Origin of the sequence: Trichloromonas sp. (genome assembly GCF_041583255.1) — a bacterium.
In the GTDB taxonomy this organism is placed as follows: Bacteria; Desulfobacterota; Desulfuromonadia; order Desulfuromonadales; family Trichloromonadaceae; genus Trichloromonas.
This window is the reverse complement of record NZ_JBFHGD010000016.1, coordinates 12749-28153: the sequence shown is the minus strand read 5'-3', so window position 1 is coordinate 28153 and position 15405 is coordinate 12749. Positions and strand designations below refer to the sequence as shown.

The 15405-nt window shown below is 59.5% G+C and carries 13 protein-coding genes and 1 pseudogene; 9 read left to right on the top strand and 5 right to left on the bottom strand.

The annotated features are described in order from the left end of the window. The 3 genes and pseudogenes from ABYV89_RS02600 to ABYV89_RS02590 all read left to right on the top strand — a co-directional run. Nucleotides 1–513, top strand: a pseudogene (locus tag ABYV89_RS02600) (transposase); the annotation flags it as partial. A 305-nt stretch (nucleotides 514–818) separates the two neighbouring features. After that, nucleotides 819–1109: a type II toxin-antitoxin system RelE/ParE family toxin gene (locus ABYV89_RS02595; RefSeq protein ID WP_432821365.1), complete on the top strand. Its 291-nt coding sequence runs from the start codon at nucleotides 819–821 to the stop codon at nucleotides 1107–1109. A 21-nt stretch (nucleotides 1110–1130) separates the two neighbouring features. Continuing rightward, a complete protein-coding gene (locus ABYV89_RS02590) occupies nucleotides 1131–1418 on the top strand; it encodes a HigA family addiction module antitoxin (RefSeq protein WP_432821364.1) in 288 nt (95 codons plus the stop codon). 372 nt (nucleotides 1419–1790) lie between these two features. Here the strand turns inward: ABYV89_RS02590 and ABYV89_RS02585 are convergent, their stop codons facing one another. Next, nucleotides 1791–2828: a GMP reductase gene (locus ABYV89_RS02585; protein WP_432821363.1), complete on the bottom strand. Its 1038-nt coding sequence runs from the start codon at nucleotides 2826–2828 to the stop codon at nucleotides 1791–1793. 39 nt (nucleotides 2829–2867) lie between these two features. Next, nucleotides 2868–3851, bottom strand: a complete 984-nt coding sequence (locus ABYV89_RS02580) for a serine/threonine protein kinase (protein WP_432821362.1) — start codon at nucleotides 3849–3851, stop codon at nucleotides 2868–2870. Nucleotides 3852–4096: 245 nt separating this feature from the next. Here ABYV89_RS02580 and ABYV89_RS02575 point away from each other — a divergent pair, with 245 nt between their 5' ends. The 4 genes from ABYV89_RS02575 (at nucleotide 4097) to ABYV89_RS02560 (ending at nucleotide 7279) form a co-directional block, all read left to right on the top strand. Then, nucleotides 4097–4717 carry a hypothetical protein gene (locus ABYV89_RS02575; RefSeq protein ID WP_432821361.1) on the top strand — a complete coding sequence of 207 codons (621 nt, stop codon included), beginning with the start codon at nucleotides 4097–4099 and terminating at the stop codon, nucleotides 4715–4717. 182 nt (nucleotides 4718–4899) lie between these two features. Then, nucleotides 4900–5484, top strand: coding sequence for a hypothetical protein (locus ABYV89_RS02570; RefSeq protein ID WP_432821360.1), 585 nt, complete (start codon nucleotides 4900–4902; stop codon nucleotides 5482–5484). Next, nucleotides 5474–6289, top strand: a complete 816-nt coding sequence (locus ABYV89_RS02565; RefSeq protein WP_432821359.1) for a class I SAM-dependent methyltransferase — start codon at nucleotides 5474–5476, stop codon at nucleotides 6287–6289. The genes ABYV89_RS02570 and ABYV89_RS02565 overlap by 11 nt, the downstream gene beginning before the upstream one ends. Nucleotides 6290–6385: 96 nt before the next feature. Then, a complete protein-coding gene (locus ABYV89_RS02560) occupies nucleotides 6386–7279 on the top strand; it encodes a diguanylate cyclase domain-containing protein (protein ID WP_432821358.1) in 894 nt (297 codons plus the stop codon). A gap of 12 nt (nucleotides 7280–7291) precedes the next feature. On the opposite strand, the gene ABYV89_RS02555 is transcribed toward ABYV89_RS02560, so the two are convergent. Then, the gene (locus tag ABYV89_RS02555; protein ID WP_432821357.1) at nucleotides 7292–7597 is read right to left on the bottom strand and encodes an HNH endonuclease; all 306 of its coding nucleotides are present in this window, start codon (nucleotides 7595–7597) and stop codon (nucleotides 7292–7294) included. A gap of 179 nt (nucleotides 7598–7776) precedes the next feature. On the opposite strand from ABYV89_RS02555, the gene trkA reads away from it, so the two are divergent. Then, nucleotides 7777–9129, top strand: a complete 1353-nt coding sequence (gene trkA, locus ABYV89_RS02550) for a Trk system potassium transporter TrkA (RefSeq protein ID WP_432821356.1) — start codon at nucleotides 7777–7779, stop codon at nucleotides 9127–9129. Beyond that, a complete protein-coding gene (locus ABYV89_RS02545) occupies nucleotides 9130–10572 on the top strand; it encodes a TrkH family potassium uptake protein (RefSeq protein ID WP_432821355.1) in 1443 nt (480 codons plus the stop codon). 285 nt (nucleotides 10573–10857) lie between these two features. Here ABYV89_RS02545 and ABYV89_RS02540 read toward each other — a convergent pair whose 3' ends face one another. Both ABYV89_RS02540 and ABYV89_RS02535 read right to left on the bottom strand, forming a co-directional pair. After that, nucleotides 10858–11505: a response regulator gene (locus tag ABYV89_RS02540; protein ID WP_432821354.1), complete on the bottom strand. Its 648-nt coding sequence runs from the start codon at nucleotides 11503–11505 to the stop codon at nucleotides 10858–10860. 448 nt (nucleotides 11506–11953) lie between these two features. Then, on the bottom strand, nucleotides 11954–15208 hold the full coding sequence (locus ABYV89_RS02535) for a BTAD domain-containing putative transcriptional regulator (protein ID WP_432821353.1): 3255 nt from the start codon (nucleotides 15206–15208) through the stop codon (nucleotides 11954–11956). Nucleotides 15209–15405: the final 197 nt, after the last annotated feature.

Genomic DNA, 15405 nt, shown 5'->3' with positions numbered 1-15405 from the left:
TGCCGCAAGGGGGCCTTCTGGGAAGATCGCTACCATGCAACCGCGATTGAGTCGGGAGAGCACCTGCGCCGCTGCCTCGTGTACGTCGACTTGAACATGGTACGGGCCGGCGCAGTGAAGCACCCTTCGGAATGGGCCCATGGCGGTTATCAAGAGATACAGGGAATGCGCCGCCGCAACACGATACTTTCGCTCGATGCTTTAACCGAAACGGCTGAGGTCAACGGCCCGGCAGCGTTGGCACAAGCCCACCGGGAATGGGTCGAGGAAGCGTTGACCTCAGCACTGCGCCAGCGGGATGAAGCCTGGTCGAAGAGCCTTGCGGTAGGGAGTGAGGATTTCGTGTTGAAAAACCGAGAGCTGCTTGGGGGGCGGGGGCGAGGGCGTGCCGTTGTCGAGAAGGAAGAGTCTTTCATCCTCCGCGAACCACATGAAATTTATGGCTGCAATTTCAGCCCTGAAAATCAGGCCATAGCATCAGGAAATCGCTATTTATGGGACGTGATTTCATAGATATCAATGGCTTGCCTTGGTCCGACCCCATTCCCCATTCCATGAAAATCAGGCCATAGCATCAGAAAACGGCTATTTATGGGACGTGATTTCATAGATATCAATGGCTTGCCTTGGTCCGGCCCCATTCCATTGAGGATTGAGGCCCTTGAGTGGATGCGGTGAAGCGCGGCGGCGCTGACGCGGGGAACCAAATGGCCGCAGCACTGACCAAGGTCGTCAGCCAAAAACAATCCATTTATTTCTATTTAACGCTTGCACGGTATCCGTGTAAGCGTTAAAATGTTTCTGGAGGGTTCGACTGCATGATTTCATCGTTTGGCGATAAATTGACAGAAGCGTTGTATCACGGCACCGCAAACAAAGATTTGCGGCGATTGCCGCCGGAAATAACCAAACGAACCCTCAACAAACTCGACATGATCAATGCAGCACACGACGTGCTGGACTTGCGTTCTCCTCCAGGGAACAGACTGGAGACGTTACAGGGCGACCTTGCGGGCATGTTCAGCATTCGGGTCAACGATCAATGGCGAATCATTTTTGGGTGGCAAGATGGCAACGCCTATGAAGTGCGTCTCGCCGACTATCACTAAGAAAGAACAAGGAGAATCACCATGATTCCAACGAATCGCATACCGACACATCCCGGGAGAATCCTGAAAGAAGAGTTCCTCGACGAGCTCGGCGTCAGCCAGGTGGCCTTCTCTGCGCACATCAAGGTTCCCGTTCAGCGCATCAATGAAATCGTGCGCGGCAAGCGGGGTATCACTTCGGAAACAGCTTGGCTGCTGGCACAATCCCTCGAGACTACTCCCGAGTTCTGGCTCAACCTCCAGTCGACATACGACTTGGCCATGAACCGACCGGAGAAAACCATTTTAAAGCTACGTGTGGCCATCTGACATTGGCTAACCAAGCGCTCAAGCGGACTGGGTGATACGTCGGTGGTTCGCGTAAAGGTTTCTAACCAGCTCCATCCCGCTAAGCTTGGACCGTTGAGGCTGTAGAAAAACCTTCAAAAATATTAAAATCGGTGAATTCAATTGCAAGTGCACCACGTGTGAGTCGCATCCGGGATCGTACCAAGTCAACCTATCGTAATTATTGCTAAACATATTTAAAAAACAGCTCAAAAACAGGCCATAGCATCACAAATTCGCTATTTATGGGACGTCATTTCACAGATATCAACGGATTGCCTTGGTCTGACCCCATTGTGAAAATCACCACTGCCAAAATAAACACTACAATTTCAGTCAAGCCCCCGCCTTTTTTCACGTAAAAACCTGGTTTTCCTGTTCCATCACCCGAATGAAGGTGGTGCGCTTGGTCAGCTCCTTGAGGGCTCCGGCGCCCACATAGGTACAGGCGGAGCGCAGTCCTCCGAGGATATCGAGGATGGTCGGCTCGATCGGCCCGCGATAGGGAACCTCGACGGTCTTGCCTTCGGAGGAGCGATATTCGGCGACACCACCTGCGTACTGTTCCATGGCTGTGGCCGAACTCATCCCGTAAAAAAGCTTGAAGTGCTGACCGCCCCGTTCGATGAGCTGGCCGCCACTCTCGTCGTGTCCGGCGAGCATGCCGCCGAGCATGACAAAATCGGCGCCGCCGCCAAAGGCCTTGGCGACGTCGCCAGGGCAGGCGCAACCGCCGTCGGAGATGATTCGACCGCCGAGGCCGTGAGCTGCGTCGGCGCATTCGATGACGGCCGACAGTTGGGGGTAGCCAACTCCAGTCTTGACCCGGGTGGTACAGACCGATCCGGGGCCGATACCGACCTTGACCACGTCGGCGCCACCGAGCAGCAGCTCTTCGACCATCTCGCCCGTGACCACGTTTCCGGCTATGATGGTTTTGTCCGGAAACGTTTGGCGCACTTCTTTAACGAAATCGACGAAGGCTTCTGCGTAGCCGTTGGCCACGTCGATACAGATAAACTGGAGTTGCGTATGATTCGCGATGATTTTGCCAAGTTTGTCGAAATCGTCGGGGGAGGTTCCGGTGCTGACCATCAGGTGGTTGTAAATGCTGTCCGGCTCGCCGTCCAGAAACGTCCGCCACTCCTCGATGCTGTAATGCTTGTGCACTGCGGTAAGCAGCCCGAAGCCGGCGAGCTTTCTGGCGGCCTCGAAGGTACCTACAGTATCCATGTTGGCGGCGATGATCGGTACGCCGGTCCAGACTTTCCTGCTGTGCAAAAAGGTGTAGCTGCGCTCGAGGTTGACATTGGCGCGGCTTTTGAGGGTCGAACGTTTAGGCCGGATCAGAACGTTTTTGAATCCCAGTTTCACATCGGCTTCTATTCGCATCGGACGATCTCCTCGGACGGTAGTGGCTGGGCTCTGGGACTACATCAACTGCAGCGGCGGTTCGGCGAGAGCCGCCAATTGTTCGCGCAGGTGAAGAATCTGCTCACCCCAATAGCGTACGCTGTTGAACCATGGAAAATGGACGGGAAAAGCAGGATCGTCCCAACGCCGGGCCAGCCAGGCGCTGTAGTGAAGCATGCGCAGGGTGCGCAGAGCCTCGACCAGACGCAACTCGGTCGGACGGAAATCGCAGAATTCGCTGTAGCCTTCGACAATTTCTGCCAGCTGGGCGGTCTGCCGGGCGCGGTCGCCGGAGAGCATCATCCACAGGTCCTGCACCGCCGGGGCCATGCGGGCGTCATCGAAATCGACAAAATGGGGGGCCTGGTCGCGCCAGAGGATGTTGCCGGCATGGCAGTCGCCGTGGGTGCGGATGTAGCGCAGGGTGGTTCCTTCCATGATGCCCTCGATAGCTGAGAGCAGTTCATTGGTGAGAATATCGTAGCTTTTTTTGTATTCGATCGGAATGAAACGGTCGCTGATCAGGGCCGCGCTGTCTCGGCCGAAACTTTGGCAATCGAGCCTTGGCCGATGTTCGAAAGGACGGAGCGCACCGATCAGGTGGATGCGGCCGAGCAGGCGGCCTAAAATCAGCAGGTTGTCGAGGTTGTCCAGTTCGGGGGCATGCCCCCCCTTGCGGGGGTAGAGGGCGACGCGAAAGCCGCCGAAGTGGAACAGGCTCTGACCCGCCTCGTCACACAGCGGCGCCACCACCGGCAGCTCATGGTCGGCGAGTTCGAAGCAGAACCGGTGCTCTTCAAGGATCTGTTCGTCGCTCCACCGCTGCGGCCGGTAAAACTTGGCGATCAGCGGCTCGCTGTCTTCGATGCCGACCTGGTAGACCCGGTTTTCATAGCTGTTGAGGGCGAAGGTGCGGCAGTCACAGCGAAAGCCGCGGCTCTCGACGGCGTCCATGACGAAGCCGGGGGTCAGGGCCTGGAAAGCATGGGGGGTGTCGGTCATGGCGGTCCCTTCGGGCAACGGGGCAGGTCACGGCGTCCGCCGTCGGCGAACAATCTTCGGCACCATACCATTAATACCGCCGGCGACGCCACGCGGAATCGTCCGCTTGAAAAACAATGCCATTGCATTGGCGGCCAATATCCATAATGATAGTGGAAAAACCGGCGGCGCCGTCATGGAATAGGTACCGTCCAGGCGGCCGCACCGCTTTCCCAACGGCAACTGAATTGACAAGGAGAATAAACGTGATCCATCCAGGAACGGCCATTAAACATCTGATTCCGGCCGGACTGCTGCTGTCCACGCTCTTTTTTACCACCGGCTCCGCCCGGGCCGACAGCGACGGCTACTTCTGCGGCGGCCCCGGCTACCTGGCCTACCAGTTCAGCGGCCTCTCGATACCGGGCCAAGGCCATACGCTCTTTGTGCTGGAGCTCGATCCGGAGCAGGGAATTTCCGCCCCCCGCCAATTCGCCCTCGAACCGTTCCAGGTTCACGGCATGCGCTGTCTCGACGACGCCGTCGATCTGCTCGCCTGGGACCGCATCTATCGTATCGACCTGGCCCCCCAGGATCACCCCAGGATCGACCAGGTCGAGCCGCAGCCCGAAGACTCCATTTTTCCCGATTTTACCAGTGAGAATCTAGGCCGCTGGGCCTTTGCAAACCGGACCATCCCCCTGAAAACAGCCGCCGGACGTTTTAGTTTCGAACTGGTCATCGAGCAGCAGACCGATGCCGTGGGCCAAAGCGGTTCCGGCATGATTCAACACCAGATCAGGAGCTACCTCCGGCAGAACACGGCCAAAGGGACCGTTCGCGAACAGGAAATTTTCGCCGGCAACCGGGAAGAAAGCGTCGATTGACGCCAGCGGAAAAGCCCGGCCGGCACAGCAGCGCAGGAAAAATTTCGTCGAGAGAGTACAGATCCGGCATTTACATGCACGGCCGGCCGCGTTAGAATAGCCGGCATATTTGATTTTATTTGGCAGTTATTGCATTACCGTTTTGGAACGGATCACACGCAGGGTGAAGGAGGGTCACTGTCATGCGTATTGTGTTTGTTGTGCTATGGTTTTTGTTCTGTCCGCTCTCGTTGCTGGCGGAAACCGCCCCGGTTGCCGAACCGGTGTTCAGCGGGCTACGGTTCGGTGACGCCCCCGGCGACAGCATGCTCTGCACAGCCGGACCCTGCGTCACCGGCCTGGTCGCCAGCGGACACCGCAATCCTGGCCAACGGGTTGCCAAATACAAGCTGCCGGTCGATTCAACCCATGTCTCGGGAGTGGAAATTTCATCCCCCGGGTATTTTTTTCACCAGAACCGCCTCTTCCAGGTCGCCTTCAGAATCGTCTGCGAACCGGAAAAGGCTGAACACTGCATGGCCGAACTCACCGCCGCTTTCGACAAACGCTACGGCATGCGCCCGATCAGCCAGGTGTTTGACGCTTCCTCGGCGGGGGACTCCAGTCTGCAACTGAACTATTTCATGGCCGGCGGCTACCGGGTCGAGATCCTCCGCTCACAGGTGGAAGGCCAGTGGCTGCAGCCCTTGGTGAGCCTATACCACCCGGCCCTTATGGATGCGGTGCGTCTGGCCGCCAACCCCGACTATCACTCTGATGACGACTGAACCTTACGATTTTTGCTGCTGCAAACTCTGCGGCGAACTGGCAGCGAAGCCCCGCTACCAGCTGAAGGGGACCTGCCTCCACGTCTGCGCGGCCTGCGACTTTCACTTCATCAGCCATCTGGACAGCATGCCGGACGACGACCCGGAGCACGAAGCCCGAACCCTCGACGTGACCGCCTGGAATTTCATCGAGGGGAAACTGAAGGGGAACCGTCGCCAACTGGGTGAGCGCCTGGCCCTGACCGACCGGCATCGGCCCCTGGCCGGCGCCGAATGCCTCGACATCGGCGCCGGGATCGGACTCTTTTCGCACCTGCTTCAAGAAGCCGGCGCCCGCGCCTGCGGCATCGAGCCGCAGCTGGTCTTCCGCCAGTTCGCCCGGGACAAATTCGGTATCATCCTGAATGCCGAAACGATCGACGCCCCGTTCTGGCAGCAGGGCTTTGCCGACCATTTCGACCTGGTCACCCTGTGGGACACCCTCGAGCATCTGAACTTTCCCGTCGAAACTTTGCGCGATGCGGTCCGGGTGCTGAAACCCGGCGGCCTGCTGCTGCTCGACACCCCGTCGCGGGATTCATTTTTCTACAAGGTCAGCGAGTGGTCCTATCGACTCAGCAACGGCGCCAATCCCCTGTTCCTCAACTCGCTCTACTCCCCCAGGCCGTTTCGCCACAAGCAGATCTTCACCGTCCGCCAGTTGACCGAACTGATCGAAAAACTGGGGCTCGAACTGGTCGCCCTGAACCGCTCGGGGCTGCTTGCCCCCAGCAACAAGATCGTGCTGGTCGCGAAAAAAGCCTGATCACGAAGTCGAGTTCAACCCGACCGGCCAGAACCGGGGTGCTGCCCCGGACCAACCACATTGATTCCAGCCGCAACCCATCACCAGGGAGAAATCATGAATTTCGACGTTCGGGACCTGATCGAAAACCTGCACGACGGCATCTACTTCGTCGATCTCGAACGGAAGATCTTCCGCTGGAACAAGGCGGCGGAAACGATCTCCGGCTACCCCGAAAGCCGGGTGCTCGGCTCCCGCTGTGCCGACGACCTGCTGATGCACGTCGATAGCGACGGCAACAAGCTCTGCCTCGGAATGTGTCCGCTGGCGCAGACCATGAACGATGGCAAGACCCGCGAAGCCGAGGTCTACCTGCACCACCGCGATGGCCACCGGGTACCGGTCTGGATCAGAACCACCCCGCTGCGCGATGAGCAGGGACAGATCATGGGGGCGGCGGAACTCTTCTCGGATCTGAGTCAGAAAGAGGCGACGACGCTGCGGCTTAAGGAACTGGAACAGCTGACCCTGCTCGACAGCCTGACCCAGATGGCCAACCGTCGCTACCTCGAGTCGGAAATAAAGTCGCGCCTGAGCGAGTCGATCCGCTGCGGGCTGCGCTTTGGCGTGCTGTTCTTCGACATCGACCACTTCAAGCAGTTCAACGACAGCTTCGGCCATGAGGCAGGAGACCGGGCCCTGCAGACCATCGCCCGGACCCTGACCTCGACGGCGCGGTCGTACGACCTTTTCGGCCGCTGGGGGGGGGAAGAGTTTGTCGGGGTGATCCGCAACGTCGACCGCAAGGGGCTGCTGGCCATCGGCGAACGCTGCCGCAAGCTGATCGAACATACCCAGGTCGACCTGGGTTCGAGCCGCCAGAAGGTCACCATTTCCATCGGCGCCTCGGTGGCGGAACCGGGCGACGACATTCATGCGCTGATCAAGCGGGCCGATCAGCTCATGTACCAGAGCAAAGCCGGCGGCCGCAACCGGATCACCCTCGGCTGAAGGCCGCCGGCGTCACCCTGGTGAGGTTTTCATGCCGAGGCCGGCCAGGTATTCATCCCATTCCATCGGCAGCAGATTTTTCTTTTTATTGTTGCACTCCTTGCAGGCCGGCACGCAGTTGCCCCGGGTGCTCTTACCTCCCCGCGACACCGGCACCAGGTGATCAAGGGTCAGCTCCCTGGGCGCGACCCGGCTCCCGCAATAGTGGCAGAGCCCGCTACCGACCCGATTTTTCCACCACTGGCTCTGGCGCAGTTCGCGGGCCTTGTTGCGCTCCCGGCGCTCATCCTCTTCGCTTATATCGAGAAAAAAATCCAACGACAATCTCCTTTGCCCATAGATGAGCCATTGTACCCGAATCCCTGTCCAGGGACAACCGCCGCCCCCGGCAATTCGTCACGGCCGGCTTGCACATTTTCTCATTTTGTGCGATTTATTAACCGTTTTCCCAGATTTTGAAAACGGGGCCGACGCCCCCGGAAGCGGGTACCATCACTATGAAAATACTGATCATCGGCGTTGGCCAGGTAGGCTATTTCCTGTGCGAGCGCCTTTCTCTTGAGGGCCACGAAGTGACCCTCATCGACAGCCGGGAAGAGCACCTGAACCGCGCCTCCGACCGGCTCAACGTACTCGGCATTCTCGGCAACGGCGCCAGTGCCGAGATTCTCGAGCAGGCCGGCATCAAGGATGCGGACATCTTCATCGCCGTCACCGACCTCGACGAGGTCAACATCCTGGCCTGCCTGCTGGCCCGCGAGTACCAGGTAGCCACCCGGGTGGCCCGGGTCAAGAGCATCGAATATACCGGCCAGAGCGCCGTCCTCTCCAAGGAGAAGCTCGGTATCGACCTGCTGATCAACCCCGATGACGCCGTCGCCGATGAAATCGTCAAAATCGCCTGCCGCACCGGCGCCTTTGACGTCGCCGAATTCGTCGAGGGGCAGATCCAGTTTCTCGGCTACCGCATCAGCGAAGAGAGCCCGCTGTGCGATCTGACCTTGAAGGAACTGGGAGAAATCCGCGGCATCTACCGGTTCGTGGTCACCGCCATCAGCCGCTCCGGACAGACCATCATCCCCCGCGGCGACGATTCCATCAAAGCCGGCGACAGTATCTTCATCGTTGCCCACAAAAAAGACCTGCCGGCAATCCAGTACATGCTACAGCAGGAGGAAAGCAAGAAGAAACGGGCGCCCCGGGTCTTCATCCTCGGCGGCGGCAACATCGGCCTGCACATCGCCAGAGAACTGGAGCAGATGGGGTTCAACGTGCGCCTGATCGACCAAGACGAAAAGCGCTGCGAATTCCTCTGCGGCAAGCTGAAGCGCACCCTGGTCATCAATACCGACGGCACCGACATCCGCACCCTGCTCGACGAGGGGGTGAATGGCGCCGACGTCTTCATCGCCGTTACCGACAACGACGAAACCAACATCCTCTGCTCGCTGCTCGCCAAGCAGCACGGCGCCCGCCGCAGCCTGACCCTGGTCAACAAGCCGGAACTGCTGAACCTGGCCCCTTCGCTCGGCATCGACGCCTGCGTTTCGCCCCGCCAGGCGGCCGCCGGGGCCATTCTCAAGTATGTCCGGCGCGGCGGGGTCATCTCGCTGGCGGCCATCGAGGGGAGCAACGCCGAGGTCATGGAGATCCAGGTCAATGCCAACAGCGGCATCATCGACACGCCATTGAAAAAACTCCATTTCCCCGCCGGGGCCATCATCGGGGCCGTGGTGCGTGGCGAAACCTACGAGATACCTACCGGTGACTGCCGGCTGCAGGCCGGCGACCGGGTCGTGGTCTTTGCGCTGCCCGAAGCGCTGGCCAAAACCGAGAGGTTTTTCGAATAGATGAACATTCTCGTCACCCTGAGAATCCAGGGCGCCCTGCTCCTCTTTCTGGCCGCCGCCCTGCTGGTGCCGGTGCCCTTCTCCCTTTATTTCGCCGATGGTGCCGCCGCCTCGTTCGTCTCTTCGGCGGCGATCGCGCTGGTCACCGGCACCATCCTGTTCAAGGGTTGTCGCGGCAGCATGGAGCTGTCGGTTCGCGAAGGGTTCGCCGTAGTCACGTTCAGCTGGCTCTTCTACGCGATTTTCGGCGCCCTCCCCTTTGTTCTGAGCGGATCGATCCCTTCGTTTCTCGATGCCGTCTTCGAAACCATGAGCGGCTTTACCACCACCGGCTCAACCATCCTGACCACCATCGAAGGACTGCCGGAGAGCATCCTGCTCTGGCGGGCCCTGACCCACTGGCTCGGCGGGATGGGGATCATCGTGCTGTCGCTGGCCATCCTGCCGATGCTCGGGGTCGGCGGCATGCAGCTGTTCAAAGCCGAAGTGCCCGGGCCTACCGCCGACCGGCTCAAGCCGCGCATCCAGGATACGGCTAAACTGCTGTGGGGAGTTTACGTGCTTCTCACCATGGTCGAAGTGCTGCTGCTGATGTTTGGCGGCATGAATTTCTTCGAGGCCCTCTGCCACGCGTTTGCCACCCTGGCCACCGGCGGCTTCTCGACCCGTAACGCCTCGGTGGCGGCCTATGACAGCGCCTACATCGACTGGGTCATCACCCTGTTCATGTTTCTGGCCGGCATTAACTTCTCGCTGCATTATCACGCCCTGCGCGGCCGGGTGCGCGGCTATTTCCGCAACGAGGAGTTCCTCTGCTACCTGGGCATCACCCTCGGCGGCACCGCCCTGCTGGTCTTTCTCAACCAGGGCACCGTCTACTCCTCGCTGGCCGACAACCTGCGCTTCAGCGCCTTTCAGGCGACCTCGATTCTGACCACCACCGGCTTCGGCACCGCCGACTTCGAGCTCTGGCCGGTCATGTCCCAGTACCTGCTGGTCTTTCTCATGTTCATCGGCGGCTGCGCCGGCTCGACCAGCGGCGGCATGAAGGTCGCCCGCATCCTGCTCCTGTTCAAACACGTCCAGGTCCAGCTGTTCAAGCTCATCCATCCCAAGGCGGTACGCCTGGTCAAACTCGGTGACACCCCGGTCGACCGCGATGTCATGCAGTCGATACTCGGTTTCTTCGCCCTCTACATGGGAGTTTTTGTCGTCGCCTCGTTCCTGATGGCGGCCACCGGCATGGACCTGGTCTCTGCCGGGGCCTCAGTGATCGCCACCCTCAGCAACATCGGCCCGGGCCTGGGCACGGTCGGACCGGTCGACAACTTCGCCCACATACCCGACTTTGGCAAAGGGGTGCTGACCTGCTGCATGCTCCTCGGGAGACTTGAACTTTTCACCGTGCTGGTCCTGCTTTTCCCCTCCTTCTGGAAAAAATAACGGCGCGAACCAATGGTTCGCGCCGTGAGCAACAAGCCCTCAAAATGACGCGCGGGGAAAGTTTCCTTTCACCGCGCCTCATCCCCTCCTTCACAAAACATGAAACGACCTGTCAGTCAGTTTCATCCCAGGCAAAACGGCTTCCGCAATCAAAGGGAGGTAGGTCCTCCAATGCGGAGCCATGATTCCAACTGAACTGCCTATACTTTAATACATCCCGTCTACTCGATACAATCCGGAGGATTGAGTATTTTCCTGTAGGGGAAACCCGTAACATTAAATCTCCTAGAGACTGGTCAGCCCTTCGCGCACCGCGTATTTCACCAAGTCGGCAAAAGTCTTGAGCCCCAGCTTTTTCATGATCCGGGCCCGGTGGGTTTCAATGGTCTTGGGACTGACGCAGAGCCGGTCGGCAATCTCCTTGGACGAAAGCCCCTCCGCCACCAGCCGCAGCACTTCCCGCTCCCGCGACGACAAAACCAATCCGACGGCAGGCTGAGCAAACTGGGACGGGGCAAGAATTTCTTCGAGCATCACCGAGGTAATCCCCGGGCTCAGATACATTTTGCCGGCAACCACCGCTTCAATCGCCTGGATCAGCTCACCAAAGGCCGCCTCCTTGACCACGTAACCACTGGCGCCGGCCTTGATCATGGCCAGCACGGTCTGCCGGTCCGTGTAGCCCGAAAGCCCGATGACGCGAGCCTGCGGTTGATCTTCGAGGATTTTGCGTGTCGCCTCGATCCCGTTCAGCCCGGGCAGGCGGACATCCATGACCACCACTTCCGGCCGCAGTTCTCCGGCCAGGCGGACCGCGCTCTGGCCGTTGCTGGCGATGGCGAGGATGTCCATGTCCTCGCGCAGGCTGAACATGTGGCGAACACACTCGTGAAACACTTCGTGATCATCGACGTAAAGAATTCCTGTCCCCATACTGCCCTCGCGGATGAAATGAACGGCCAGGTGAATGCCCCGGCAAGTTCACTATGGCGACGCCCTCCCGTCGTGTCAACAGTTCATTATCATTAGCAAAAAGGTTGCTGCCTGCCCGAATTCAGGGCAGAGCCTGAAATGGCTCCGGGATCTTCTCCCCGTTGGGCATCACATCTTCGTCCGGGAAGAGTTCACCCTCGCCATACCGGTGATGCCGCCAGCAGAGCGGCATCAGCCCCCCCCGGCAGTAAAGTGCAATAAGGTTTTTCCACATCCGGCTGGTTCGGCTGCCGTACCTGATGAAGAAACTGCACTTTTCATGATGTGGGCAAAACTGCTCCACTCTCGGCCTCCCGCACGTTATTCAATTGGCAGTACGAATGCAGAATACGTTGAGGTTCTGACAAATTTCTTACAAAAGGCGTTTTCCGTCTAAAAAAAGCTTCTCTCAGGAATTAATTTCCCACAATGAATCAACAATTTCCGCGATTTCATCCGCCGAATACGCCTCCCGGGCCAGGGCCTGGCGGTACTGGCCGACAACGGAGTTCGCCCCTACCGGATCCCCGCAGCGGACATGCAGGTCGTACAGCCCCCTGATCAGGGCGTGACTGGTCGGATCATGCCTGAGGGCATCGGCAACCGCCTCGATGGCCTCCTCGAAAGCGCCGTCCTCCGCCAGCATCGTCCCCCAGGCCAGGGAACCTTCGAGATACAGCCGCAGCAGGTCGGCCCGCCGCTCAGCGACCGAGTTGCCATCGGCCGGAATCCGGTTCAGGTACCCCCCCTGCCAGAGCTGCAATGCCGGATAGAGTTCGTTGCCGGCCTGCCAGAACTTTTTCTGCCGGAACAGCCTGAGGCCGGCCCGGATCCGCTCAGCGAAGGTGCCGGCATCGAGCTGCCCATTGTCGAGGCAGAGCATCTTGTTCTGCATGGACAGGTAATATTTGGCTTTCAACGGGTAGCAGATCGCATCGAGCACCCGGCGAATGCGCAGCAGCAGGGTATCGAAGCTGGCCCGCGACTTCTCCGGCGCGCTTTCCGGCCAGAGGGCGAGCTGCATCTGCTCCTGGCTGACACAGAGCCCCGCCGAAGTCAGCAGGCAAGCCCAGAAATCGCGCTGGGACGAGCTCCAGCCTTCTTCGCGGACCTCGGCCCGGAAGCCGAACCGAACGACCAGGGGGCCGAGGGTCGCCACCCGCAGCAGCGGGATAGCCCGCCCCTTTTCGAGCAATGCCAGTCCCAATTGTGCGGCAGCCACCTTGCGGGCATAGTCCGTCTCAACCCCCAGGCGTACCGCGGCACAAAGGAAAGCTTCAAGAATGGGGGGCGTGGCCAGAAAAAAATGGACGAAGCGATTCTCCCGCATCCCCCTGAGCGCACATGCGAGATCCTGCCGGCCTTCATCCGGACGGCCCGATTCGAGCCTGAGCATGCCCCGAAAGGCATAAGCGCCATAGCGGGCGAACTTTTCCTCGATGGCTTCACATTCGGCGATCGCCCGGCCCAGCAGCTCTTCCGCCCGCCCGGTGACCCCCAGCTGGGCACAGGCGGTCCCCAGAATCATCAGATTTATCGCGGTGAAGAGCCGACCGCCCGCCTCGTTTCGCAGCCGCAGCGATTCATCGACCACCTCAAGCGCCTGCTGCCGGCGCCCCTCTGTTGCCAGCAGAAACGCCTGGTACTGCAGATACTGGCTGCGCAGGTGGGGATTGCGGGCGGCATAACCGGAACTTAACCCGAGTTGGACGAAATTCATCGCATCCCCCAACCGGTTTTCGGTAAGCGCAACGTCGATATCAAGCACCCAGAACAAAGGCCCGAGAACCGTCTTGGTCAGCAGGTCAGAGGCGAATACCTGCTCTATGACCTTGCGCTGGCGCGAGTAATTGACGACATCCCCCTCAAGGCTCAGCAGGTTGAGTTGCATCAGTCGCAGAAACAGCTTGTGCATGTCCGATACCCGGGGATTACCGATCAGCGACTGTGCGGTTTCGGCCATTGCCTTGAAGGTACTCCAATCCCCGAGCATCGCGTTAAGGTACCCGCGGATGATGAGGATTTCGGCCTGCAGATCGTCGAAGTCGTTTTCAACAGCCAATTGCCAGGCCTGGATCGAGTAACGCTCCACCCGGGTCCGGTCGGAAAAGAGGAAGTAATGCCCCAGGGCGAGGATGTGCGCTACCTTGATCCGCGACACCAGGTCAATCTCTTCAGCGAGGCCTAAGAAGAGGAGATCGGCTCGCTCAAGCAAAGAGACGGCAAGGGTGAACCGCCCATCAATCATCAGGTGAAAATGAACCTGCTGGGCGGTCGACAACAGTTCTCCGAGGCGGTCCCCCTGCTCAACGAATCCGGCCCGGGCATTTTCGAGATAACCAAGCGCCTGTGGCGGAGCGGTTTCCACTTCAAGCATGCCGCGAAAATATGCCAGCCAGGGGTGGCGAGCAATCTCTGCATCGGGGACCTGCAGCAATACCGCCCGCAAAGTGGCAATCCGGTGTCTCGCCAGCAGGGCCAACCCGACCTGCCGCAACAACGGCAGCATCGACAGATAATCGCCGGCTACGGCAAAATACCGCAGCGCCTCTTCCGTCTCCCCTTCGGCCAAATACCAGACTGCCGCCTGTTTCAGGGTCGCCTTCCGTTCAGCATCGGACAACAACCGGCCGGCCAGGGTTCGCAGAACATCACGAAACAGGTGATGCAGGGTGAAGGCCGTGCCATTGTCGAGGGGGCGCACAAACAGATTCTGCCGCACCAGTTGAGCCAGCACCTGCTGCACATTGCCGACGCCGGCGATCTGCTCAGCCAGAGCCGCCGGGATGTCTTCAAGCAGGGAAAGCTTCAACAGGGTCTGCCTCAGGGGCGCGGGCAGGGCATCGAGGATTTCTGCCACGAAATAGTCGGCAGCCTGGTCCCGCTGAAGCCTGCCTAACCCGGCAAGCCTGCGGCCGACCTTGCCTGGCTCTTCACGGAGCAGAAACTGGCCGAGCAGAACCAGGCCCATGATCCAGCCTTCGGTCCGGCGATACAGCAGGTCTCCCATTTCACTCGAAAGCGGAATGTTCCAAAGCCGGTTATAGAGTTCGGCAATTTCCCCCCGGGTCAGGGCCAGGTCGGCGTTTACCAGAAGTTCCACCGGCTTTCCGGCAGTTAAGTCTGGAAAGGCCCAGCGGGAAAGCAGAACAAGCCGGAGTCCGATCGGAGCCACAGACAGCAGCGCATCGATAAAGGCGAGACTGGAAGGCGCGCCTTCCAGCAGATGCAGGTCATCAAAAACGAGGCAGAATTTGGCCGGAAGGGTTAGGGCGAGATCGGCCGCCAGCATGTCGGCGACCCGGGGAGCATCGGCAGCGCTCAATTCACCCTTTTCGAGCATCTGCTCCAGCAGGGGCGACCGGAAATCGACAAGGGCGTTGCGCAGACAGGCGAGCAGCGAGGAAAAAAGAAAGACCGCATCCTGATCTTCCGGCCCCAACCGGTACCAGGCAAAGGGCATTGCGCTTTTGGCCAGGAACTGCCTCACCAGGCTGGACTTCCCCTGGCCGGCCTGGGCCTGGATGAAGAACAGTCGCCGGCCCCGGTCTTCGGCCCGCTGCAACAGGTCAACCACCCGACTTCGCGGCAGATGCCGTTCCGGGTCGAGCGGGGGGGGGGAAAACTTGATGGCCGAAAAGCGCTGCGTCGACGAACTGTTCATAGACAAAGGGCGCCAGACCGTATCCCTGGCTGGAGCTAGGCAAACATCATGGTCAAACTGGCATAGAAATGATCAACTTTGGATAGTAATATAAACTAGCGGGGGAGCACAACGCGGGAAACTGTGTATTCGGCTGTAGGGAAATCACCTGTGGTGGGGGGGCATGAGCCGGCGCAAAACCGGCTCATGCTGAACTA